The 20849-nt window shown below is 72.0% G+C and carries 17 protein-coding genes; 12 read left to right on the top strand and 5 right to left on the bottom strand.

The features are described 5' to 3' along the window. Positions 1 to 359: 359 nt before the first annotated feature. Positions 360 to 821, bottom strand: a complete 462-nt coding sequence (locus ACYQ0U_RS14895) for a helix-turn-helix domain-containing protein (RefSeq protein WP_459974219.1) — start codon at positions 819 to 821, stop codon at positions 360 to 362. Here ACYQ0U_RS14895 and ACYQ0U_RS14890 point away from each other — a divergent pair. Then, a complete protein-coding gene (locus tag ACYQ0U_RS14890; protein WP_459974217.1) occupies positions 766 to 1287 on the top strand; it encodes a VOC family protein in 522 nt (173 codons plus the stop codon). The genes ACYQ0U_RS14895 and ACYQ0U_RS14890 overlap by 56 nt on opposite strands. A 65-nt stretch (positions 1288 to 1352) precedes the next feature. Here ACYQ0U_RS14890 and ACYQ0U_RS14885 read toward each other — a convergent pair whose 3' ends face one another. Beyond that, entirely contained in the window at positions 1353 to 2801 is a 1449-nt protein-coding gene (locus ACYQ0U_RS14885; RefSeq protein WP_459974215.1) for a flavin-containing monooxygenase, read from the bottom strand. A 112-nt stretch (positions 2802 to 2913) separates the two neighbouring features. Here ACYQ0U_RS14885 and ACYQ0U_RS14880 point away from each other — a divergent pair, with 112 nt between their 5' ends. Beyond that, entirely contained in the window at positions 2914 to 4995 is a 2082-nt protein-coding gene (locus tag ACYQ0U_RS14880) for a PhoX family protein (RefSeq protein ID WP_459974214.1), read from the top strand. A gap of 50 nt (positions 4996 to 5045) precedes the next feature. Here ACYQ0U_RS14880 and ACYQ0U_RS14875 read toward each other — a convergent pair whose 3' ends face one another. Then, complete coding sequence (locus ACYQ0U_RS14875) at positions 5046 to 5819, bottom strand: SDR family NAD(P)-dependent oxidoreductase (RefSeq protein WP_459974212.1); 774 nt, start codon at positions 5817 to 5819, stop codon at positions 5046 to 5048. Between the two features lie 170 nt (positions 5820 to 5989). Here ACYQ0U_RS14875 and leuS point away from each other — a divergent pair, with 170 nt between their 5' ends. The 5 genes from leuS (at position 5990) to holA (ending at position 13360) form a co-directional block, all read left to right on the top strand. Continuing rightward, a complete protein-coding gene (leuS, locus tag ACYQ0U_RS14870; RefSeq protein ID WP_459974211.1) occupies positions 5990 to 8461 on the top strand; it encodes a leucine--tRNA ligase in 2472 nt (823 codons plus the stop codon). Positions 8462 to 8471: 10 nt separating this feature from the next. Beyond that, positions 8472 to 9326: a DegV family protein gene (locus ACYQ0U_RS14865; RefSeq protein WP_459974209.1), complete on the top strand. Its 855-nt coding sequence runs from the start codon at positions 8472 to 8474 to the stop codon at positions 9324 to 9326. 107 nt (positions 9327 to 9433) lie between these two features. Then, complete coding sequence (locus ACYQ0U_RS14860; RefSeq protein ID WP_459974207.1) at positions 9434 to 10183, top strand: helix-hairpin-helix domain-containing protein; 750 nt, start codon at positions 9434 to 9436, stop codon at positions 10181 to 10183. A gap of 6 nt (positions 10184 to 10189) precedes the next feature. Next, entirely contained in the window at positions 10190 to 12361 is a 2172-nt protein-coding gene (locus tag ACYQ0U_RS14855) for a ComEC/Rec2 family competence protein (protein WP_459974205.1), read from the top strand. Between the two features lie 12 nt (positions 12362 to 12373). Further along, positions 12374 to 13360 (top strand): DNA polymerase III subunit delta, encoded by a 987-nt coding sequence (gene holA, locus ACYQ0U_RS14850; protein ID WP_459974203.1) that lies wholly within the window; start codon positions 12374 to 12376, stop codon positions 13358 to 13360. Between the two features lie 188 nt (positions 13361 to 13548). Here holA and rpsT read toward each other — a convergent pair whose 3' ends face one another. Beyond that, the gene (rpsT, locus tag ACYQ0U_RS14845) at positions 13549 to 13809 is read right to left on the bottom strand and encodes a 30S ribosomal protein S20 (RefSeq protein ID WP_440902790.1); all 261 of its coding nucleotides are present in this window, start codon (positions 13807 to 13809) and stop codon (positions 13549 to 13551) included. A 119-nt stretch (positions 13810 to 13928) separates the two neighbouring features. After that, the gene (locus ACYQ0U_RS14840) at positions 13929 to 14885 is read right to left on the bottom strand and encodes a phosphotransferase family protein (RefSeq protein ID WP_459974200.1); all 957 of its coding nucleotides are present in this window, start codon (positions 14883 to 14885) and stop codon (positions 13929 to 13931) included. A gap of 123 nt (positions 14886 to 15008) precedes the next feature. On the opposite strand from ACYQ0U_RS14840, the gene lepA reads away from it, so the two are divergent. From lepA to ACYQ0U_RS14815, 5 genes are all read left to right on the top strand, one after another. Then, positions 15009 to 16919 carry a translation elongation factor 4 gene (gene lepA, locus ACYQ0U_RS14835; protein ID WP_459974197.1) on the top strand — a complete coding sequence of 637 codons (1911 nt, stop codon included), beginning with the start codon at positions 15009 to 15011 and terminating at the stop codon, positions 16917 to 16919. 47 nt (positions 16920 to 16966) lie between these two features. Next, positions 16967 to 17299, top strand: coding sequence for a hypothetical protein (locus ACYQ0U_RS14830; protein ID WP_459974195.1), 333 nt, complete (start codon positions 16967 to 16969; stop codon positions 17297 to 17299). 24 nt (positions 17300 to 17323) lie between these two features. Beyond that, positions 17324 to 18202 (top strand): aminoglycoside phosphotransferase family protein, encoded by an 879-nt coding sequence (locus ACYQ0U_RS14825; RefSeq protein ID WP_459974192.1) that lies wholly within the window; start codon positions 17324 to 17326, stop codon positions 18200 to 18202. A gap of 24 nt (positions 18203 to 18226) precedes the next feature. Beyond that, positions 18227 to 18874, top strand: coding sequence for an MOSC domain-containing protein (locus ACYQ0U_RS14820; RefSeq protein ID WP_459974190.1), 648 nt, complete (start codon positions 18227 to 18229; stop codon positions 18872 to 18874). 133 nt (positions 18875 to 19007) lie between these two features. After that, complete coding sequence (locus ACYQ0U_RS14815; protein ID WP_459974188.1) at positions 19008 to 20825, top strand: AMP-dependent synthetase/ligase; 1818 nt, start codon at positions 19008 to 19010, stop codon at positions 20823 to 20825. Positions 20826 to 20849 lie beyond the last annotated feature (24 nt).

The following is a 20849-nucleotide window of genomic DNA, read 5'->3' as shown; positions in this document are numbered from 1 at the left end:
CCGCATCACCCTGCACCTGCCCCGAGCCTGGCCCTGGCAGCCCGCCTGGACCGCACTGTTCGACCGAGTCAGCGACCCACCACCCGTCCTCGCGGCCTGACCACCCAGCAGCCACCGCTGCGCGACCGAGGATCACTGTGGACGACCCGGACAACGAGGTCCGGCAGATCAACACGCCCCCGACCCCTCAAACCCCGCCAATCCCGATCACGCAATCACCAAAATGGCCATCGGTGGATCCGGGTTTAGGGCCTGAGAGTCCAGTGCCAGGGTTGCGAGGCCAACCCACCACGCAGTCCTGCGGGCGCTTCCCGCAATTGCTCGATGGGATCGTTGCAGACTAGCTTGAACCGCTGGCCTCACCGGCCAGCACAAGGCTCAGCGCCTGACCGGTGGAGGATCCGCCACACCGTTGTCACCGAGCAGCCGTAGTGGTCAGCAATCCGCTGCATCGACCAGCCCTGGTCACGCAAGTCCCGAGCCTTGCCGGCTTGCGCGTGGATGACCGTGGCCCGCCCTCGACTCACCACGTGCTCCCGCTTTAGCAGCAAGCTGATGGTCGACGGATCAACGCCCTGCGCTGCGGCAAGTTCGCGCATGGTGGCCCCGGCCTCATAAGCCGCGACTAGCCCCGCGACTCGAGCCGGATCGATCCGACCCTGACGTCGCCGGCGGATCAACGCCGGCGACTCATATGGCTCCAGGGCCAGCCGTTCGATCTCGTCCAGCCGCTCATTCAGACCCCAGCTCCCTACACCCTCAACTGTGAAGAGCCGCTTTAGTAGGGGAGAGCGGTTCAATTGTTGTTCCGTCAGGACCACCGAACAGAGAGGAAGCCCGGCGCGGTGCGCCGGGCTTCTCGCTTTCCGTGGGCGCCCCGTGCGCGATGGGCGCCGTGGGCGCCGGCCTTCCGTTCTCCGGCGGTGCATCTACCAGTCGGTCCTGGGCGGCCAGCTCGACGTGATGACCTTCGCCGACCAGGGCGGCATGGAGGTCGCCGAGAGCGAGGCCGACCTGGTCATGCACTCGGCCCTGTCGGTGTCGGACTCCGTGCAGCTGATGGGCGCCGACGTCCCCAGCCACATGGACACCGGCGGCGACATCGCGAACGGCTCGATCTCGCTGAGCGGCGACGACGAGGCAACGCTGCGCGCCTGGTTCACCGGCCTGAGCGAGGGCGGCAGCATCACCGTGCCGCTGGAGAAGGCGCCCTGGGGCGACTCGTTCGGCATGTTCACCGACAAGTACGGAGTCGACTGGATGGTGAACATCGCCGGCTCCGCCTGAGCGCCGAGCGGGACGTCATACGCGCCGGTCGTCCGGGCGACCACCTCGTATGACGTCCGGCGTCGTCAGCCGACCTCCTCCAGCTCCGACCAGTCGACGACGGCGGTACGCCGCTTGTACTCGGCCACCAGCCCGGGCCAGTTGGTCGTGATCCGCCGCCCGTCGCGGTACCAGCTGTCGCAGCCGGCCCAGATGCCGTCGCCCAGGCGACGCTGCATCTCGGCGTCGTACCGCTCCCAGACGTCGTGCCGCTCCGCGACCCGGTGGGCGCGGCCGTCCTGTACGCGGCGCGCGACCTGGGCGATCCAGCCCGCCTGCGACTCGAGCATGTTGATGATCGAGCTGCCGCCGAGGTTGGTGTTCGGGCCGTAGATCGTGAACAGGTTCGGGAAGCCGGGGACGGTGATGCCGAGGTGGGCGCGGGCGCCGTCGGCCCAGACCTCCTTGAGCGAGAGGCCGTCGGCGCCGCGGACGTCGAGCCCGCCGAGGAAGTCGGTCGCGGCGAAGCCGGTGCCCCAGATCAGCACGTCGGCGGCGTGCCGGACGCCGTCCGCGGTGACGACCGCGTGCGGCTCGACGGCGGTCATCCGCTCGGTCACCAGGTCGACGTGGTCGCGGTCGAGCGCGGGGTACCAGTCGTTGGAGAACAGCACGCGCTTGCAGCCGAGCTCGTAGCCCGGCATCAGCTCGCGCCGCAGCTCCGGGTCGCGCACCTGGCGGCGCAGCTGGAGCCGCCACGCCGCGCGCATCGAGGCCATCAGCGGCCGGGTGATGGGGGAGGTGCCCTCGAGGGCACCGTTGAAGCGCTCGGTGATCCAGTAGGTGAGCCGGCGCTCGCCCGCGGGCACGGCGGGGTGGCGCTCGAACATCCGGTGGTGTCCGGGGGTGTAGGCGCGGTCCGGCTTCGGGACGACGTACGACGCCGAGCGCTGGAACACCGTCATCGACCCGACCCGGTCCACGATGCCGGGTACGAACTGGATCGCGCTCGCGCCGGTGCCGACCACCGCGACCCGCCTGCCGGTGAGGTCGACGTCGTGGCGCCACCGGGCGGAGTGGAACGCCGGCCCGGCGAACGTGTCCGCGCCCGGGATCTCCGGGATGACCGGGTTGGAGAGCTGGCCGGTCGCGGCGACGACGAGGTCGGCCTCCAGCACGCCCTGGCTCGTCGTGATGCGCCACGTCCCGTCGACGTACTCCAGCGCGGTCACGTGGGTGCCGAACCGCACCAGGTCGAGGAGGCCGTGCTGCTCGGAGGTGCGCCGGATGTAGTCGAGGATCTCGGGCTGGACGGAGTAGCGGCGCCCCCAGGTGGGGTTGGTCGCCCACGACCAGGAGTAGAGCGGGGACGGGACGTCGCACGCGGCCCCCGGGTAGGTGTTGTCGCGCCATACGCCGCCGATGTCGTCGGAGCGCTCCAGGATCGTCACGTCCCGCACGCCCGACTGCCGCAGGGCATGGGCGACGCCCAGCCCGCCGAACCCGGCTCCGATCACGACCACTCGCAGCGCCATGCCCGGCAACATGCCGTCAGGTCTGACTGTTTGTCTCCTGGCGTCCTCACGTTCACCGACCCGTCACCCGCCGCACGCCGGCGCAGCACCGGGTGTCCCTACGGTCCCGGCCATGACTGTCCCCGCCACGCGCGACCTGATCCCGCTGCGGCCCGTGTCCGGCTTCCGGCACGGCTCCCGCAGCCACCTCACCTGCTTCTTCCGCTGCGGCAACGCCTGTGACAAGTCCGAGCCGAACCCCACGGACCACGGCCACGTCCAGGACGAGATCGCGAAGGCGGTGCAGCGCCGCGCGGTCCTGAAGGGCACCGGGGCCCTCGTCGTCGGCAGCCTCGCCGCCACCGCGACCGCGGGCTCCGCCGCCGCAGTCGGCCCCGCGCCGTACGCCGGCAAGGCGGGTGGCACCGCGCACCTGGGCCGCGCCGCGTTCACGCCGGTCAAGCCGAACAAGCGCGACGCGGTCACCACGGCGCCGGGCTTCGACCACGACGTGGTCATCCGCTGGGGCGACCCCGTCGTGCCCGGTGCGCCCGAGTTCGACGCGTACCGGCAGACGCCTCAGGCCGCGAAGATGCAGTTCGGCTACAACTGCGACTACGTCGGCGTGCTGCCGATCGACCGCGACTCCCGGCGCGCGCTGCTCGTGGTCAACCACGAGTACACCGACGAGAACCTCATGTTCCCGACCGGCGTCTACACCTCGCAGGACATCAAGGCCATCGCGATGATGAACCACGGCATGTCGGTCGTGGCGATCAAGCGGGGCCTGGTGCCCGGGTCGTGGTACCGCGAGGAGAACCTCTCCGCCACGCCGTACAACCGCCGCATCCACATCGACACCCGCTTCGTGCTCGACGGCCCGGCGGCGGGTGACGCCCGGCTGCGGACGTCGGCCGACCCGACCGGCAGGGCCGTGCTCGGCACGCTCAACAACTGCGCCGGCGGCACGACCCCGTGGGGCACGGTGCTCTCGGGCGAGGAGAACTTCAACCAGTACTTCGACAAGTCGGGCGACCTGGACCCCCACTACACCGCGCAGTACGCGCGCTACGGCATCACCGGCACCGGCACCAAGGGCTGGAAGGACGTCGACGTCCGCTTCGACCTGACCCAGGAGCCGCACGAGCCGCACCGCTTCGGCTGGATCGTCGAGGTCGACCCGTTCGAGCCGGACGCCGACCCGGTCAAGCACACGATGCTCGGTCGCTTCAAGCACGAGGGCGCCAACATCGTGCTCGCGAAGGACGGCCGCGCGGTCGCCTACATGGGCGACGACGAGCGGGGCGACTACCTCTACAAGTTCGTCTCCAGGAGCAAGGTGGACCGCCGCGGCAACGCCGCGGCCCGGAAGAGGAACAAGTCGCTGCTCTCGCGGGGCACGCTCTACGTCGCCCGGCTCACCGGTGACGGCACCGCCGACGGCCGGCACGACGGCACCGGCGAGTGGATCCCGCTGTGCAGCGACACCACGTCGTACGTCGAGGGCATGTCGATCGCCGACGTCCTCATCTTCACGCGCCTGGCCGCCGACCAGGTCGCGCCGACGAAGATGGACCGCCCCGAGGACGTCGAGCCGAACCCGGTCAACGGCAAGGTCTACGCCGCCCTCACCAACAACTCCAACCGCGGCAGCGCGAGCCTCCCGGTCGACGAGGCCAACCCGGTCGGCTCCTCGATGGTGCGCTCGTCCCTCGGCGCCCCGCTGACCCCGGCCAGCGGCAACCGCAACGGCTACGTGCTCGAGATGACCGCGGCGGGCGACGACCACGCCGCCAGGGCGTTCACCTGGGACCTGATGCTGATCTGCGGCGACCCGGCGGCCGCCGAGACCTACTTCGGCGGGTTCGTGGACCGGAGCAGGATCAGCCCGATCTCGTGCCCGGACAATGTGTCCTTCGACGACGAGGGCAACCTCTGGATCTCGACCGACGGCAACGCGCTGGGCTCCAACGACGGCATCTTCCGGGTGCCGGTGGCCGGCCCGAACCGGGGCCAGGTGCTCCAGTTCGTCACGATGCCGCGCGGGGCCGAGGCCTGCGGCCCGCTCATCGCCGACCGGAGCCGGTCGCTGTTCTTCGCCGTCCAGCACCCGGGCGAGCTGGACGGGGCCACGTTCGAGAACCAGCTCAGCACCTGGCCGCACACCGACGACTTCCCCCGCCCGTCGGTCTGCGTGGCCTTCCGCCGCCGCTGACCCACGCCGAGTCGGCGCTGTTTCATCATGAAACAGCGCCGACTCGGCGGTCAGGCGATCGTCAGGCCACCGTCCACCGCCAGCGTCTGGCCGGTGACGTACGCCGCCGCGTCGGAGGCCAGGAACACGACCGCCGCCGCGAGCTCGGCGGGATCGCCGGTGCGGCCGGCGGGGATGCGCTGGGCCTGGGACTCCAGGTAGCCCTCGTGGTACTGGTCGGTCATCTCGGAGGCGAAGAAGCCCGGCGCGATCGCGTTGACGCGGATGCCCTTGCGGCCGGTCCACTGGGCCGCGAGGTCGCGGGTGAGGCCGAGCAGGCCCGCCTTCGAGGCGATGTACGCCGCCTGGGGGAGGCCCGCGGTCGTGAGGCCGAGGACCGAGCTGATGTTGACGATCGAGGAGCCCGGCTGCATCACGCGGCCGCAGGCCTGCGCCATCCAGTAGCAGCCGTTGAGGTTGACGTCGATCACCTGGCGGAACTGCTCGGGCGTCTCGCGGACCGCCGGCACGGCGGTGCCGATCCCGGCGTTGTTGACGAGCACGTCGACGTGGCCGAACTCCTCCATCGCCAGCGCGACGATGTTCGTGCACGCCTCGGGGTCGGCGACGTCGGTCTCGACGCTGAGCGCCTTGCGGCCGGTCGCTTCGACCAGGACAGCGGTCTCGGCCAGCCGGTCGACGCGGCGGGCGCCGAGGACGACGTCGGCCCCGGCCTCCGCGAGGCCCCGGGCGAAGGCGACCCCCAGGCCGCTGGAAGCGCCGGTGACGACGGCGACCTTGCCGTCGAGGCGGAACAGGTCGGTGACGGTCCGATGATCAGGCATGCCGCGACTGTAGCGATCGGTACCGCCGGGGTATCCTGAGCCCATGCGGAGGATCCTGCTCCTTACCTAGCCGCGTCGACTCAGCAACCATCGACGCGGCTGCCCCTCGTTCCGAGGGGCTTTTTTGTGCCCGGAGCCAGAGCCCCCACCACACGCATGAGAGAGACGAGATGAGCGACCAGGAGACGTACGACGTCGAGGCCGTCCAGGACAAGTGGCTGCCCGTCTGGGACCAGCTGCAGCCCTTCCGCGCCGACGACGACTCGCCGCGCGAGAAGCGGTACGCGCTGACGATGTTCCCCTACCCCAGCGGCGACCTGCACATGGGTCACGCCGAGGTGACGGCTCTCCACGACGTGATCGCGCGGTACTGGTGGCAGCGTGGCTACGAGGTGCTGAACCCGATGGGCTGGGACTCCTTCGGCCTGCCGGCGGAGAACGCCGCCATCCGCAACAACGAGCACCCGGCGACGTACACCTACGCGAACATCGAGACGCAGTACCAGTCGTTCCGGCGCTACGGCATCTCCTTCGACTGGTCCCGGCGACTGCACACCTCCGACCCGGAGTACTACCGCTGGACCCAGTGGCTGTTCCTGAAGTTCCGCGAGCGCGGGCTGGCCTACCGCAAGAACAGCCCGGTGAACTGGTGCCCGAACGACCAGACCGTGCTGGCCAACGAGCAGGTCGTCGACGGCAGGTGCGAGCGCTGCGGCGCCGACGTCACCAAGCGCGAGCTGACCCAGTGGTACTTCAAGATCACCGAGTACGCCCAGGAGCTGCTGGACTGCCTGGACGACCTGGAGCCGACCTGGCCGGCGCGCGTGGTCAGCGCGCAGCGCAACTGGATCGGCCGGTCCGAGGGCGCCCACGTCGACTTCCGGGTCGAGGGCCGCGACGAGCCGATCACGGTCTACACGACCCGTCCCGACACGATCTTCGGCACGACGTTCATGGTCGTGGCGGTCGACTCCGCGCTGGCCGACGAGCTGGTCACCGACGCGCAGCGGCCGGCGTTCGAGGCCTACCGCGAGGAGATCCGCAAGGAGACGGAGATCGAGCGGCTGTCCACCGACCGCCCGAAGACCGGTGTCGACCTGGGCGTGACGGCGACCAACCCGGTGACCGGCACCCAGATCCCCGTCTGGGCCACCGACTACGTCCTGGCCGACTACGGCACCGGCGCGGTCATGGGCGTCCCCGGCGGCGACCAGCGCGACTGGGAGTTCGCGACGGTCATGGGCCTGGACATCATCCGGACCACCCAGACCCCGGAGGGCTACGACGGCGAGGCCTACAACGGCGAGGGCCCGGCGATCAACTCGCCCGCCCCCGGCGTCGACGCCCCGCTGGACATCAACGGCCTGGACGTGGCGGCGGCCAAGCGGGCCACGATCGACTTCCTGGAGCAGCAGGGGACCGGCAAGGGCGCGGTGAACTTCCGCCTGCGCGACTGGCTGCTGAGCCGCCAGCGCTACTGGGGCGTGCCGATCCCGATCATCCACTGCGAGAAGGACGGCGAGGTCGCCGTCCCCTACGACCAGCTGCCGCTGGAGCTGCCCGAGCTGCGAGGCGCGGACCTGAAACCCAAGGGCGTGTCCCCCCTGGCCGCGGCCGAGGAGTGGGTGAACGTCGAGTGCCCCACGTGCGGCGGCCCGGCCAAGCGCGACAGCGACACGATGGACACCTTCGTCGACTCGTCGTGGTACTTCCTGCGCTTCTGCTCGCCGGACTACACCGACGGCCCGTTCGACGTCGCCCGGGCGAATACCTGGATGCCGGCCGACATCTACGTCGGCGGTGTCGAGCACGCCGTGCTGCACCTGCTGTACGCGCGCTTCTTCACCAAGGTGCTGGCCGACATGGGGATGCTGGAGGTCCGGGAGCCGTTCGCGGCCCAGCTGAACCAGGGCTTCGTCATCAACCAGGGCAAGAAGATGAGCAAGTCGCTGGGCAACGGCGTCAGTCTGGGGGAGCAACTTGCGGCCTTCGGAGTGGACGCCGTACGCCTGACGCTGGTCTTCGCCGGCCCGCCGGAGGATGACATCGACTGGGCCGACATGTCGCCGGCCGGCTCGCTGCGCTTCCTGCAGCGCGCGTGGCGGCTCTCCGGTGACGTCACGTCCGAGCCGGGGACGCCGGCCGTCGGCGGCGACGAGGCGCTGCGCCGGGTGACCGCACGCACGGTGCACGACGCGGCCGAACTGGTGGAGTCGCTGCGGTTCAACGTCATGGTCGCCCGCGTCATGGAGCTGGTCAACGCCACCCGCAAGGCGATCGACTCCGGCTGCGGACCGGCCGATCCCGCCGTGCGCGAGGCCGTGGAGGCGGTCGCGATCCTGCTGTCGCTGGTGGCGCCGTACACCGCCGAGGAGATGTGGGAGCGGTTGGGACACCAGCCCACCGTCGCGCGCGCCGGCTGGCCGGCGGTCGACGCGTCGCTGCTGGTCGAGGACACGGTCACGGCGATCGTGCAGATCCAGGGCAAGGTCAAGGCCCGCCTGGAGGTCGCCCCCGACATCGCCGAGGCCGACCTGGAGGCGCTGGCCCTGGCCGACCCGGCCGTGGCGAAGGCGATCGACGGCCGGCCGGTGCGCAAGGTGGTCGTGCGCGCGCCGAAGCTGGTCAACGTCGTCGTCTAGCCTTCAGGCCATGCCGGTCGTGGTCGTCACCGACTCGACCGCCAGCCTCCCTCCGGAGCTGGCGGTCGAGCGCGGCATCGTGGTCGTGCCGCTCCAGGTGGTCATCGGGGCGACCGTCTACGACGAGGGGTCCGAGGACGCCACGCCGGAGAAGGTCGCGGCCGCGCTCAAGGAGTGGAAGCCGGTCAGCACGTCGCGGCCGGGCCCGGCCGCGCTCGTCGAGGTCTACGAGCAGGCTGCGCGGGACGGCGCCACCGAGATCGTGTCCGTGCATCTGTCCGGGGAGATGAGCGGCACCTTCGAGTCCGTCCAGCTCGCCTCCCGGGACGCGTCGATCCGGGTGCTGCCGGTCGACACCCGGCAGGTGGGCGTCGCCACGGGCTTCGCCGCGCTCGCCGCCGCCGACGTCCTCGACGCGGGAGGCACGGCGGACGACGCCGCCGCCACGGCGCGCGCCCGCGCCGACGCCGCGGTGTCGCTCTTCTACGTCGACACCCTCGCCTACCTGCGCCGCGGTGGCCGGATCGGGGCCGTCGACGCGCTGTTCGGGGGCGCGCTCGCGGTCAAGCCGCTCCTCACGATCACCGACGGGCGGGTGGCGCCGCTGGAGAAGGTCCGCACCTCGGGCCGGGCCCTGGCCCGGCTGGAGGAGCTCGCCGTTCAGGCCGCCGGCGACAGGCCGGTCGACGTCTGCGTCTCCCACCTGGCCAGCCCGGACCGCGCCGCGCAGCTGGCCGACCGGCTCCACGAGCGGCTCGCCGGCCAGCTCGAGGGCCGATCGGTGTGGTGCGGCGAGCTCGGCGCGGTCCTGGGGGCGCACGTCGGCCCCGGCATGATCGCGGTCTGCGTCTCGCCGCGCGTCTGAGGGGCGCCGACCCGCTCGCCGTCCACAGGCGCGGACTCCTGCGGCGTCATCCCCAGCTCGTCGTCGGCTCGGCACGGAGCGTCGGGGGCGCTGCCTAGCGTCGCCGCATGCCCACTCGCCGACCGACCGCCGAGCACCAGGACGCCGTCACCCGCCGGCTCGCGCTGCTGAGCGCGGACCGGCCACCGGAACCGGAGCCCCCCGAGATCCCGCTGCCCGGGCGACACGCGTCGCGGCGGCCCCGGTTCGCGCTGGGGCCGCCTCAGCTGGCGGTGGTGGCGGTGCTGGTCGCCGTCGGCCTCGCCGTCACCTGCTGGTGGGTGGTCCGCGGCGCCCCGGAGCGGATCGAGGCGCCGACGCTGGAGCCCGCGGGCGTGGCGTCTCCGCTCGCCGAGATGTCGCCGGTGGCGGCGTCGGCCTCGCCGGCGGAGTCCGTCACCGTGGACGTGGCCGGCAAGGTGCGCCGGCCGGGCATCGTCGTCCTCGACGCCGGCGCCCGGGTCGTCGACGCCCTCGAGGCCGCAGGAGGGGCACGCCCGGGCGTCGACCTGTCGGGGCTCAACCTCGCGCGCGTGCTCGTGGACGGGGAGCAGGTCGTCGTCGGCGTCCCCGCACCCGGCGGGGTCGCGGCGGCCGTGCAGCCCTCGGCCGGCGCGCCGGGCGGGCCGCTGGTCAACCTCAACACCGCCTCCCAGACGGAGCTGGAGACGTTGCCCGAGGTCGGGCCCGTGACCGCCGCGTCGATCCTCGCCTGGCGCGAGGAGAACGGCGGGTTCACCGCGGTCGACGAGCTCCTGGAGGTCGACGGCATCGGTGACGCCACGCTGGAGCAGATCGCCCCCTACGTGACGGTGTGAGCGCTCGTGGACGTCCGGATGCTGCTGCTCGGCGGGACCGCGTGGGCGGCCGCGCTCAGCGCCGGGTGGCTGGGCTGGTGGTCGGTGGCGGTGGCCCTGGCCGGCCCGCTCGCCTGGCTCGCGCTCGGCCGGCGCCGCACGGTCGCCGGGGTCGTGGTGGTGTTCGCGGGGGTGGCCGCGGTCGCGACCCTGCGGGCCGAGCTGGTCAGCGAGAGCCCGGCGGCCGACCTCGCGGCCGACGGCGCCGCGGTGACGATCACCGGGACGGTCAGCTCCGACCCGCGGGTCCGGGAGGGCCGGTTCGGAGAGGTGGTCCTGACCCGCGTCGACGTCCGCCGGATCACCGGGCGCGGCACGACCTACGCCGTCGCGGTCCCGGTCCTGGTGATGGGGGACGACGGCTGGCAGCAGGCCGCCCTCGGCAGCACCGTGCGGGCCTCAGGCACGCTCGGCCCGGCCGACGGCGACGACCTGGCCGGCGTGCTCGGAGCCCGCGGGCCGCCCGAGCTCCTGGCCGACCCGGACCCGTGGTGGGACGCCGCGGCCGCGGTGCGGGCGTCCGTCCGGGACGCCGTCGCCCACCGGCCGGACGCCCAGCGCGCGCTCGTGCCGGCCCTGGTGGACGGCGACGACGCCCTCGTCGACGAGGCGCTGGCCGCCGACTTCCGGACCACCGGGCTCACCCACCTGCTCGCCGTGTCCGGCACGAACCTGACGCTGGTCGTCGGCTTCCTGCTCGTGCTCGCCCGCTGGTGCCGGGTGCGCGGCCGGTGGCTCTACCTGGTCGGCGCCTGCGGGATCGTCGGGTTCGTGCTGCTGGCCCGGACCGAGCCCAGCGTGCTCCGCGCGGCCGTCATGGGATCGGTCGCCCTGTTCGCGATGGGCACCGACGGACGACGCCGCGGCGCGCGGGCGCTCGGGGTCGCCGTGCTCGTGCTGCTCCTGGTCCAGCCGGCGCTCGCGGTGTTGGCGGGGTTCACGCTGTCCGTGCTCGCGACCGCCGGGATCCTGCTGCTGGCGCCGGCGTGGCGCGACGCGCTGGCCCGCTGGCTGCCGCGCTGGGCGGCGGAGGCGATCGCGATCCCGCTCGCGGCCCAGCTCGCCTGCACGCCGGTGGTCGCCGCGATCTCCGGCCAGGTCAGCCTGGTCGCGGTCGTCGCGAACCTCGCCGTCGCGCCCGTCGTCGGCCCGGCCACCGTGCTGGGGCTCGGGGCCGGCCTGGTCGGCCTCGCGTGGGACCCGGCCGGGCGGCTGCTCGGCACCGGGGCCGGCTGGTGCGTGGCCTGGATCGTCACGGTGGCGACCCGGGGCGCGGACCTGCCGACCGCTGCGGTCGGCTGGGGGACCGGCGTGGTCGCGCTCGCGCTGCTGACCGTGCTCGTGGCGGCCATCGCGCTCGCCGGGCCGCGGCTGGTCCGCCGCCCGGTGGCCGGTGCGGCCTGCTGCACGCTGCTGGTGGTCGCGGTGCTCGTGCGCCCGCCGAGCCTCGGCTGGCCGCCGGACGGCTGGGTGCTGGTCGCCTGCGACGTCGGGCAGGGCGACGCGCTCGTGCTCAACGCCGGCCCGGCGAGCGCCGTCGTGGTCGACACGGGGCCGGAGCCGGCCGCGGTCGACCGCTGCCTGGACCGGCTCGGCGTCGAGCAGGTGCCGCTCGTGGTGCTGACCCACCCGCACGCCGACCACGTCGACGGGCTGCCGGGCGTGCTCGACGGGCGGACGGTGGGTGCCGTCGAGCGCACGCCCGTGGCGTACGGCGAGCCCCGGCAGGTCGGTGCGGTGACGATGCAGGCCGTGTGGCCGGCGCCGGGGTGGGTCGCCGACGACCCGAACGACGCCAGCGTGGTGCTGGTGGCCGAGGTGGGCGGCGTACGCCTGCTGTTGACGGGTGACGTCGAGCCGCCGGCCCAGGCCCGGCTGGCCCGGATGCTGCCCGGACTGCGGGTCGACGTGCTCAAGGTGCCGCACCACGGCAGCCGCTACCAGGACGAGGGCTGGCTGCTGTCCCTCGGTGCCCGAGTGGCGCTGGTGTCGGTGGGGGAGGACAACGACTACGGCCATCCCGCACCCGAGACGCTGGACCCGCTCACGGCGGCCGGGACGGCCGTCCATCGCACCGACGAGGAGGGGGACATCGCGGTCGTCGTGGAGCACGGCCGGCTGTCGGTGGCCTCTGGATAGGGTGAGCGCACCATGGCTGGTTCCCCGCGCGCGTCAGACGTCCTGGGCCGGGTCACGCTGGTGACCGGCAAGGAGGAGTTCCTCAACGAGCGCACGGTCAGCGCGGTCCGCGACGCGGTCCGCAAGCACGACCCGGAGGCCGAGCTCTCGGAGACCGTGGCCTCCGAGCTGTCGCTGGCGACGCTCGGCGAGCTGGCGGCGCCGTCGCTGTTCTCGAGCATCCGCTGCGTGGTCGTCCGGTCGCTGGAGAACCTGCCCGAGGAGTCGGTGGCCGGACTGCTCGACTACGCCGGCAGCCCGGCCGAGGAGGTCGCGCTGGTGCTGGTGCACGGCGGCGGGCCCAAGGGCTCCGGCGTGCTCACCAAGCTGCGCAAGCTCGGTACGGTGACCGAGGCGAAGTCCGGCGAGCTGCGGCCCTCGGAGTTCCCCGGCTTCGTGGCGGCGGAGGTCCGCAGCCACGGCACCACGATCGAGCGCGACGCCGCCGACGCGCTCGTCCAGGCCGTCGGCCAGGACCTCCGGGCGCTCGCCGCCGCGGCCAGCCAGCTCGCGAACGACTTCGCGGGCCAGCCGATCGGCGCCGAGCAGGTGAAGCAGTACTTCGGCGGGCGGGCCGAGGCCAAGTCGTTCGCGGTGGCGGACGCCGCCTTCAACGGCCAGCGCACCGCCGCGCTCGAGGAGCTGCGCTGGGCCCTGGACGGCGGTACGGCGCCCGTGCTGGTCACGTCCGCCTTCGCAGGCGGTGCCCGCGGGCTCGCGCGCTACCTCGCCGCGCCGGGCCGGATGTCCGAGAACGACCTCGCCCGCGAGGTCGGCGTGCCGCCGTGGAAGCTGCGCACGCTGCGCCAGCAGTCCCGCAGCTGGACCGAGACCGGGATCGGGCAGGCGATCCGGGCGATCGCCCAGGCCGACGCCGACATCAAGGGTGCGGCCAGCGACGCGTCGTACACGCTCGAGCGCCTGGTCCTCACCGTCACCGACCTGCGCGACGACCGGTAGCCGTCTGGCGACGTGGCGGCGGCATAGCCACGGACGGTCCTGTCGTTGCTGGGCGCCTGGAGCAACAGGGACGTCCGTGGGTATAGCGACGACGAGGCGCGCCCCAAATGCCGCTGACCCGCCAGGACGAGGTCCTGACGGGTCAGTGCGACGACCGATCGGCCCGTCAGAGCTGACGGGCGGTGAGATCAGAGAGAGGCGGCCTTCTTGGCGATCGCGGACTTGCGGTTCGCGGCCTGGTTCTTGTGGATGACGCCCTTGGAGGCGGCCTTGTCGAGCTTCTTGGCGGCGTCGCGGCCCGCGGCGACCGCGGCGTCCTTGTCGCCGGCCTCGGCGGCCTCACGGAACTTGCGGACGGCAGACTTCAGGCCGGTCTTGACGGCCTTGTTGCGCTCGTGACGGCGCTCGTTCTGCTTGTTCCGCTTGATCTGGGACTTGATGTTCGCCACTGTTGCTGCCTTCGTTTCGTGGTGGATCGGTCGTTGACGTCGAGGTGCGCGCGGGCAGGAAACAGCCCTGACACGCGACGGACAAGGCTAGCAGCGGCAGCTCGGGCGCCCAAATCCGCTCAGGACCAGCCGCGCCGCTCGGCCAGCCAGTCCCAGCAGACCACACCCTGCCACCGCTGGGCGTCCCGGATGTGCGGCGAGGTCGGCGGCACGGGCTGCTGCGCGGACATGAGGAAGTACCCCGTGACCAGCGCCAGGACGATGTCGATGGACTCGGCGGGGACGTCGCGGGTGAGCCGGGACGAGGCCAGCACCGCGTCGACGTCGAGCCCGTCGCCGCGCGGGCCGATCAGGAGGAAGACCGTGTCGAGCCAGGCGGCGCCCAGCGAGGGCCAGTTCCAGTCGCACAGCAGCACCCGCCCGTCGGCGGCCAGCAGGAGGTTGTCGTCGCGGATGTCGGTGTGCACGAGGGTCTCGCCCCCGACGACCTCGCGGTAGCGCGCGGCCAGCGCGGCCGCCTCGTCGACCCGCTCCGCCGGGCCGGGCGGCACCTGGCGGACGGCGTCCCAGTACGCCGGCCAGTCGGCGAACTCCTCCTCGGCCGGCGTGAGCCCGAGGGCCGCCGGCGGGGGCGTCAGCGTCGCGGCGAGGCCGTCGGCCATCGCCACGCACGCCGCCAGGTCGTGCGGCCGCCACGGCCGGCGCGGCGCGCGGGCGTCGACGTACTCCGTCGACAGCACCACCCAGTCCTCGTCGTCGTGGGTCCACAGCAACCGCGGTGCGGGCGCGGCGGCCGGGAGCACGGCGAGCTTGCGCGCCTCCTCCCGGTACGCCGCCGCGAACATCCGCTGCGCCTTGTGCGACGCCGCCTTCACGAAGTGTCGCGAGCCGTCCGCGCAGGTCAGCACCGACGCGAACCCCGGGGTGAAGCCCGCGCCCTGCGAGCGTGCCTCCACCACCGGCGACCCGCACCGCTTCTCGACCAGCGCCCGCAGGTGCGGCGGCAGGTGCGCCCACTCCAGGCGGCGGGCGGTGCGGCCGTGGGGGATGGTCGTCGGGAGGCGTACGTCGGTCACGGGGACCATCCTCGCGGAGCCGTCGGAGAGGCGTCTCTTCGCGGCCCAGCGGCAGATCATCGAGGGGATCGCCACGACCGGCAGCAGGCGGTGAGTGAGGGTTTCTCGCCCGCCGGTGGAACAATGGAGGCGTCCGCGACCGTCCGACGAGAGTCATCCGTGCCCACGAACCCGACCGCGCCGCTGCCCGGCCACACGCCCCCGGCGATCATCCGCAACTTCTGCATCATCGCGCACATCGACCACGGCAAGTCGACGCTGGCCGACCGCATGCTGCAGCTGACCGGTGTCGTCGACGAGCGGGCTGCCCGGGCGCAGTACCTCGACCGCATGGACATCGAGCGCGAGCGCGGCATCACGATCAAGAGCCAGGCCGTACGCATGCCGTGGACGGTCCCCGCCGGCAATGAGGCCGGCGCCGAGCCCGGCACCTACGTGCTCAACATGATCGACACCCCGGGCCACGTCGACTTCACCTACGAGGTCTCTCGCTCGCTCGAGGCCTGCGAGGCCGCGATCCTGCTGGTCGACGCCGCCCAGGGCATCGAGGCGCAGACGCTGGCCAACCTCTACCTGGCGATGGGCGCGGACCTCCACATCATCCCGGTGCTCAACAAGATCGACCTGCCGAGCGCCAACCCGGAGAAGTACGCCGCCGAGCTCGCCGGTCTCGTGGGCTGCGACCCGGGCGACGTGCTCCAGGTCAGCGCCAAGACCGGCTTCGGCGTCGAGAACCTGCTCAACCACATCGTCCAGGAGACGCCCCCGCCGGTCGGCGAGGCCGACAAGCCCGCCCGCGCGCTGATCTTCGACTCGGTCTACGACACCTACCGCGGGGTGGTGACCTACGTCCGGGTCGTCGACGGCGAGCTCACCCACCGCGACCGGATCAAGATGATGTCGACCGGCGCGACCCACGAGCTGCTCGAGCTCGGCGTGATCAGCCCCGAGCAGGTCAAGGCCGACAAGATCGGCGTCGGTGAGGTGGGCTACCTCATCACCGGCGTGAAGGACGTCCGCCAGTCCCGCGTCGGTGACACCGTCACGACCCAGCACGGCGGCGCGACCGAGGCGCTCGGCGGCTACAAGCACCCGAACCCGATGGTCTACGCCGGCCTCTACCCGATCGACGGCGACCAGTTCGGCGACCTGCGCGAGGCGCTGGAGAAGCTCCAGCTCAACGACGCGGCGCTGACCTACGAGCCCGAGACCTCGGGGGCGCTCGGCTTCGGCTTCCGGTGCGGCTTCCTCGGCCTGCTGCACATGGAGATCACCCGCGACCGCCTCGAGCGCGAGTTCAACCTCGACCTGATCTCGACGGCCCCCAACGTGGTCTACGGCGTCGTCATGGAGGACGGCACCGAGCACGAGGTGACCAACCCCAGCGAGTTCCCCGACGGCAAGATCGCCGAGGTCCGCGAGCCGGTCGTCCGCGCCACGATCCTCAGCCCGAGCGACTTCATCGGCACGATCATGGAGCTCTGCCAGACCAAGCGCGGCACCCTCCAGGGCATGGACTACCTCTCCGAGGACCGGGTCGAGATGCGCTACACGCTGCCGATGGGCGAGATCGTCTTCGACTTCTTCGACCAGCTCAAGTCGCGCACCAAGGGCTACGCCTCGCTCGACTACGAGCGCTCCGGCGAGCAGGCGGCCGACCTGGTCAAGGTCGACGTCCTGCTCCAGGGTGAGCCGGTCGACGCCTTCTCGGCCATCGTGCACCGCGACGCCGCCTACTCCTACGGCGTGATGATGGCCGGCAAGCTCAAGGAGCTGATCCCGCGCCAGCAGTTCGAGGTGCCGATCCAGGCCGCCATCGGCGCCCGGGTGATCGCCCGCGAGAACATCCGCGCGATCCGCAAGGACGTGCTCGCCAAGTGCTACGGCGGCGACATCACCCGCAAGCGCAAGCTGCTCGAGAAGCAGAAGGCGGGCAAGAAGCGGATGAAGAACATCGGCACGGTCGAGGTCCCCCCGGAGGCGTTCGTCGCCGCGCTGTCGACGACACAGCCGACCGAGAAGACGAAGAAGTAGCCCGCGGCAGCCCGTTTCGACGAGCCGGCGTCGGGTATCCCGCCGTCATGGCGGACGACGTCCAGGTCTCGGGACAGCGGACGACCCTGCGCGAGGCGGTCGTCCGGCGTCGGTACCACTCCTCGCCGGGCAGCCGTCGACGCATCTCCACGTTCCTGCTCGCGCTCGTCGCCCTGGTCCCCGTTCAGATCATCTTCTTCGCCGGCACCGGGCAGGTCTGGTCGGTCGTGGCGGTGGCCCTCAACCCGTTCGCCGCCTACCTCGGCCTGCGGGGCTGGGCCTACGGCGAGGCCGTGATCCTCTTCTTCGCCGTGGCGGTCGGCTTCCTCGCCGTGGCGGTCGGCTTCCTCGCCAACGCGGTCCCGTTCTACCTCTCCTGAGGGCCCGCCTGATCTGATGGGGCGGTGACCTCCCTGCCCGCCGGTCTCCTGGCGCTCGCTGACCGTGGACCGGGGTGGTCGGACTTCCTGGACCGGCTGCCCGGCCTGGTCCGCGACCTCCTCGACGAGTGGCAGCTCGTCACCGACGGCGACGCCACCCATGGGCGTACCGCGGTCGTGCTTCCGGTGCGCACGCCCGCGGGCCGGCCGGCGGTGCTCAAGGTGGGCTGGCCGCACTGGGAGGCCGAGCACGAGCCCCTGGCGCTCCAGCACTGGCAGGGCGACGGCGCGGTGCAGCTGCTGCGGGCGGACCCGCGGCGGTTCGCCCTCCTGCTGGAGAGGCTGCACCGGGAGGACCTGGGCGACCTGTGGGACGTCGAGGCGTGCGAGCTCGTGGCCGACCTCTACGGCCGGCTGCACGTGCCGGCGCCTCCGCAGCTGCGCACCCTGTCCTCGCTGGCCACCCGCTGGGGCGACGAGCTGCGGACGCTCCCGCGCGACGCCGCCGTGCCGCGCCGGATGGTCGAGCAGGCGGCGGCGATCGCCCGGGCGTTCGCCGCCGACGACGGCACCGACGGCCGGCTGCTCCACACCGACCTGCACTACGAGAACGTCCTCGCCGCGGACCGCGAGCCCTGGCTGGCCATCGACCCGAAGCCCCTGAGCGGCGACCCTCACTACGAGGTCGCGCCGCTGCTGTGGAACCGGTGGGAGGAGATGGCGGGTGACGTCCGCCGCGCCGTCCGGGCCCGCTTCCACGCCGTGGTCGACGCCGCGGGTCTCGACGAGGATCGGGCCCGCGACTGGGTGGTGCTCCGGATGGTGGTCAACGTGATGGGGGAGCCGGCCGACGCCGCCTGGGTCACCCGGTGCGTCACGATCGCCAAATCGGTCCAGGACTAGGCGGTCGGCTGCGAGAATGGGCCCGTGCCCTCCGTGATCTCCGTCAACGTCGGCGCGGTCCGCCGCGCGCCGTACGCCAACCTCGGACACTCCGGCATGGACAAGCGCCCGGTGGCCGGCCGGGTGGCCGCGCACACCCTCGGCCTCGACGGCGACGCGGTCGGCGACACGTTGCACCACGGCGGCGTCGACCAGGCGGTCTACGTCTTCGCGCGCGAGGACCTCGACTGGTGGGGCCGCGAGCTCGGTCAGGACCTCCGCAACGGCATGTTCGCCGAGAACCTCACCACCGAGGGCATCGACGTCAACGAGGCCGAGGTGGGGGAGCGCTGGCGGGTCGGCACCGCCGAGCTCGAGGTCGCGAGCACCCGGATCCCGTGCAACGACTTCAAGAACTGGATGGGCCTCGGCGGCTATGACAACCGGGCCTGGGTGAAGCGCTTCGCCCGGGTCGGCCGCCCCGGGCCGTACCTGCGCGTGGTCGTCGAGGGCGAGGTCGGCGCCGGTGACGAGCTCACCGTCGTGCACCGACCGGGCCACGGCGTCACCGTGAGCACGATGTTCCGGGCGCTGACCACCGAGGCGGCCCTCCTTCCGGAGCTGCTCAAGGTCGAGAACCTCGTCGACGAGGCACGGGTCTCGGCCGAGCGGTACGCCGCCGCCCAGGTGTGATCCAGGCGTGATCCAGGCGTGATCGCGGGGTGGCGCAGGCGTCACAGGGGGGTTTGCTACCGGTGAGTTGGGTTCGTGATCTAGGTTACTCCGCAACCCCGTCCCTCTCGGCCGCCCTGCAGGAGTGCCCACCATGAAGAACACGGACACCAGCTTCGTCGACCACCTCGCGCCCAACTTCGCCGTCCAGTTCCTCGACAGAGTCGAGAAGTCTGCGGACCGCGAGGCGTTCCGCTACCCGCGGGGAGAGGCGTGGGAGTCGGTCACCTGGCGGCAGGCCGGAGACCTGGTGGAGAAGCTCGCGGCGGGCCTGCTCTCCCTCGGCATCCAGTCCGAGCAGCGCGTCGGCATCGCGTCCGGCACGCGCTACGAGTGGATCCTCGCCGACCTGGCCGTGATGTGCGCCGCGGGTGCCACCACGACGGTCTACCCGACGACGAACGCCGACGACACGGCGTACATCCTCGGTGACTCCGAGTCCCGGGTCGTGTTCGCCGAGGACGACGAGCAGATCGCGAAGCTCAAGGCGCACCGCAACGAGCTGCCGCACCTGGTCAAGGTCGTCACGTTCGACGGGACGGCGGACGGCGACTGGATCATCGGCCTCGACGACCTCGCCAAGCTCGGCGAGGCCTACCTGGCCGAGCACCCGGGCGTCGTCGAGGAGACCGCGCGATCGATCGCGCCGGACCAGCTCGCCACGCTGATCTACACCTCCGGCACCACCGGCCGCCCCAAGGGCGTGCGGCTGCTGCACCGCGCGTGGGTCTACGAGGGCACCGCGATCCAGGTGCAGGACATCCTGCACGAGGACGACCTCCAGTTCCTGTGGCTGCCGATGGCCCACTCGTTCGGCAAGGTGCTGCTCTCGGCCCAGCTCGCCTGCGGCTTCGCCACCGCGATCGACGGCCGGGTCGAGAAGATCGTCGACAACCTGGGCGTCGTGAAGCCGACGTTCATGGGTGCGGCGCCCCGCATCTTCGAGAAGGCCTACGCCCGCATCATCACCATGCAGGCGGCCGAGGGCGGCGCCAAGGAGAAGATCTTCAAGAAGGCCTTCGAGGTCGGACTCAAGGTCGACGAGCTGACGCTCCAGGGCAAGTCGGTGCCGTTGTCGCTCAAGGTCCAGCACGGCCTGTTCGACAAGCTCGTCTTCAGCAAGGTGCGCGAGCGGTTCGGTGGCCGGGTGCGGTTCTTCATCTCCGGCTCGGCCGCGCTCAACCCGGAGATCGGCGCCTGGTTCCACGCCGCCGGCATCAAGATCCTCGAGGGCTACGGCATGACCGAGAACGCCGCCGGCGCCACGGTCAACCACCCCGACGACTACAAGATGGGCACGGTCGGCCCCGCCCTCCCGGGCAGCGAGGTCAAGATCGGCGAGAACGACGAGGTCATGCTGCGCGGCCCGCACATCATGGCCGGCTACCACAACCTCCCCGAGGAGACCGCGAAGACGCTCACCGAGGACGGCTGGCTGCACACCGGCGACAAGGGCAGCCTGGACGCCGACGGCTTCCTCACGATCACCGGCCGGATCAAGGAGCTCTTCAAGACCTCCGGCGGCAAGTACGTCGCCCCGCCGGCCATCGAGGCGAAGTTCAAGGCGGTCTGCCCCTACGCCAGCCAGTTCCTCGTCTTCGGCAGCGAGCGCAACTTCGTCTCCGCGCTGATCACCCTCGACCCCGACGCGATGGGGGGCTGGGCCGAGGAGAACGGCATGGCCGGCAAGTCCTACACCGAGATCGTGAACTCCGAGCCGGTCAAGAAGATGATCGGGGAGTACGTCGAGCAGATGAACGCCGGCCTGAACCGCTGGGAGACGGTGAAGAAGTGGGAGATCCTCGACCACGACCTCACCATCGAGTCCGGTGAGCTCACCCCGTCGATGAAGGTCAAGCGCAACGTCGTCGAGGAGCGCAACAAGGCCCTCATCGACTCCTTCTACAGCTGAGTCATTCCTGCCGAGTCGGCGCTG

It is taken from the genome of Nocardioides pyridinolyticus, assembly GCF_054653575.1.
Note: the sequence above shows the minus strand (reverse complement) of the source record. Positions and strands in the feature narration are given on the sequence as shown.

What these genes read in the sequence shown, in the direction of transcription:
- ACYQ0U_RS14885 (WP_459974215.1), bottom strand. Translation starts at nt 2,801, where the DNA reads ATGGCGCTGCGAGTGGTCGTGATCGGAGCCGGGTTCGGCGGGCTGGGC.
- ACYQ0U_RS14880 (WP_459974214.1), top strand. Translation starts at nt 2,914, where the DNA reads ATGACTGTCCCCGCCACGCGCGACCTGATCCCGCTGCGGCCCGTGTCC.
- ACYQ0U_RS14875 (WP_459974212.1), bottom strand. Translation starts at nt 5,819, where the DNA reads ATGCCTGATCATCGGACCGTCACCGACCTGTTCCGCCTCGACGGCAAG.
- leuS (WP_459974211.1), top strand. Translation starts at nt 5,990, where the DNA reads ATGAGCGACCAGGAGACGTACGACGTCGAGGCCGTCCAGGACAAGTGG.
- ACYQ0U_RS14865 (WP_459974209.1), top strand. Translation starts at nt 8,472, where the DNA reads ATGCCGGTCGTGGTCGTCACCGACTCGACCGCCAGCCTCCCTCCGGAG.
- ACYQ0U_RS14860 (WP_459974207.1), top strand. Translation starts at nt 9,434, where the DNA reads ATGCCCACTCGCCGACCGACCGCCGAGCACCAGGACGCCGTCACCCGC.
- holA (WP_459974203.1), top strand. Translation starts at nt 12,374, where the DNA reads ATGGCTGGTTCCCCGCGCGCGTCAGACGTCCTGGGCCGGGTCACGCTG.
- lepA (WP_459974197.1), top strand. Translation starts at nt 15,009, where the DNA reads ATGGAGGCGTCCGCGACCGTCCGACGAGAGTCATCCGTGCCCACGAAC.
- ACYQ0U_RS14830 (WP_459974195.1), top strand. Translation starts at nt 16,967, where the DNA reads ATGGCGGACGACGTCCAGGTCTCGGGACAGCGGACGACCCTGCGCGAG.
- ACYQ0U_RS14815 (WP_459974188.1), top strand. Translation starts at nt 19,008, where the DNA reads ATGAAGAACACGGACACCAGCTTCGTCGACCACCTCGCGCCCAACTTC.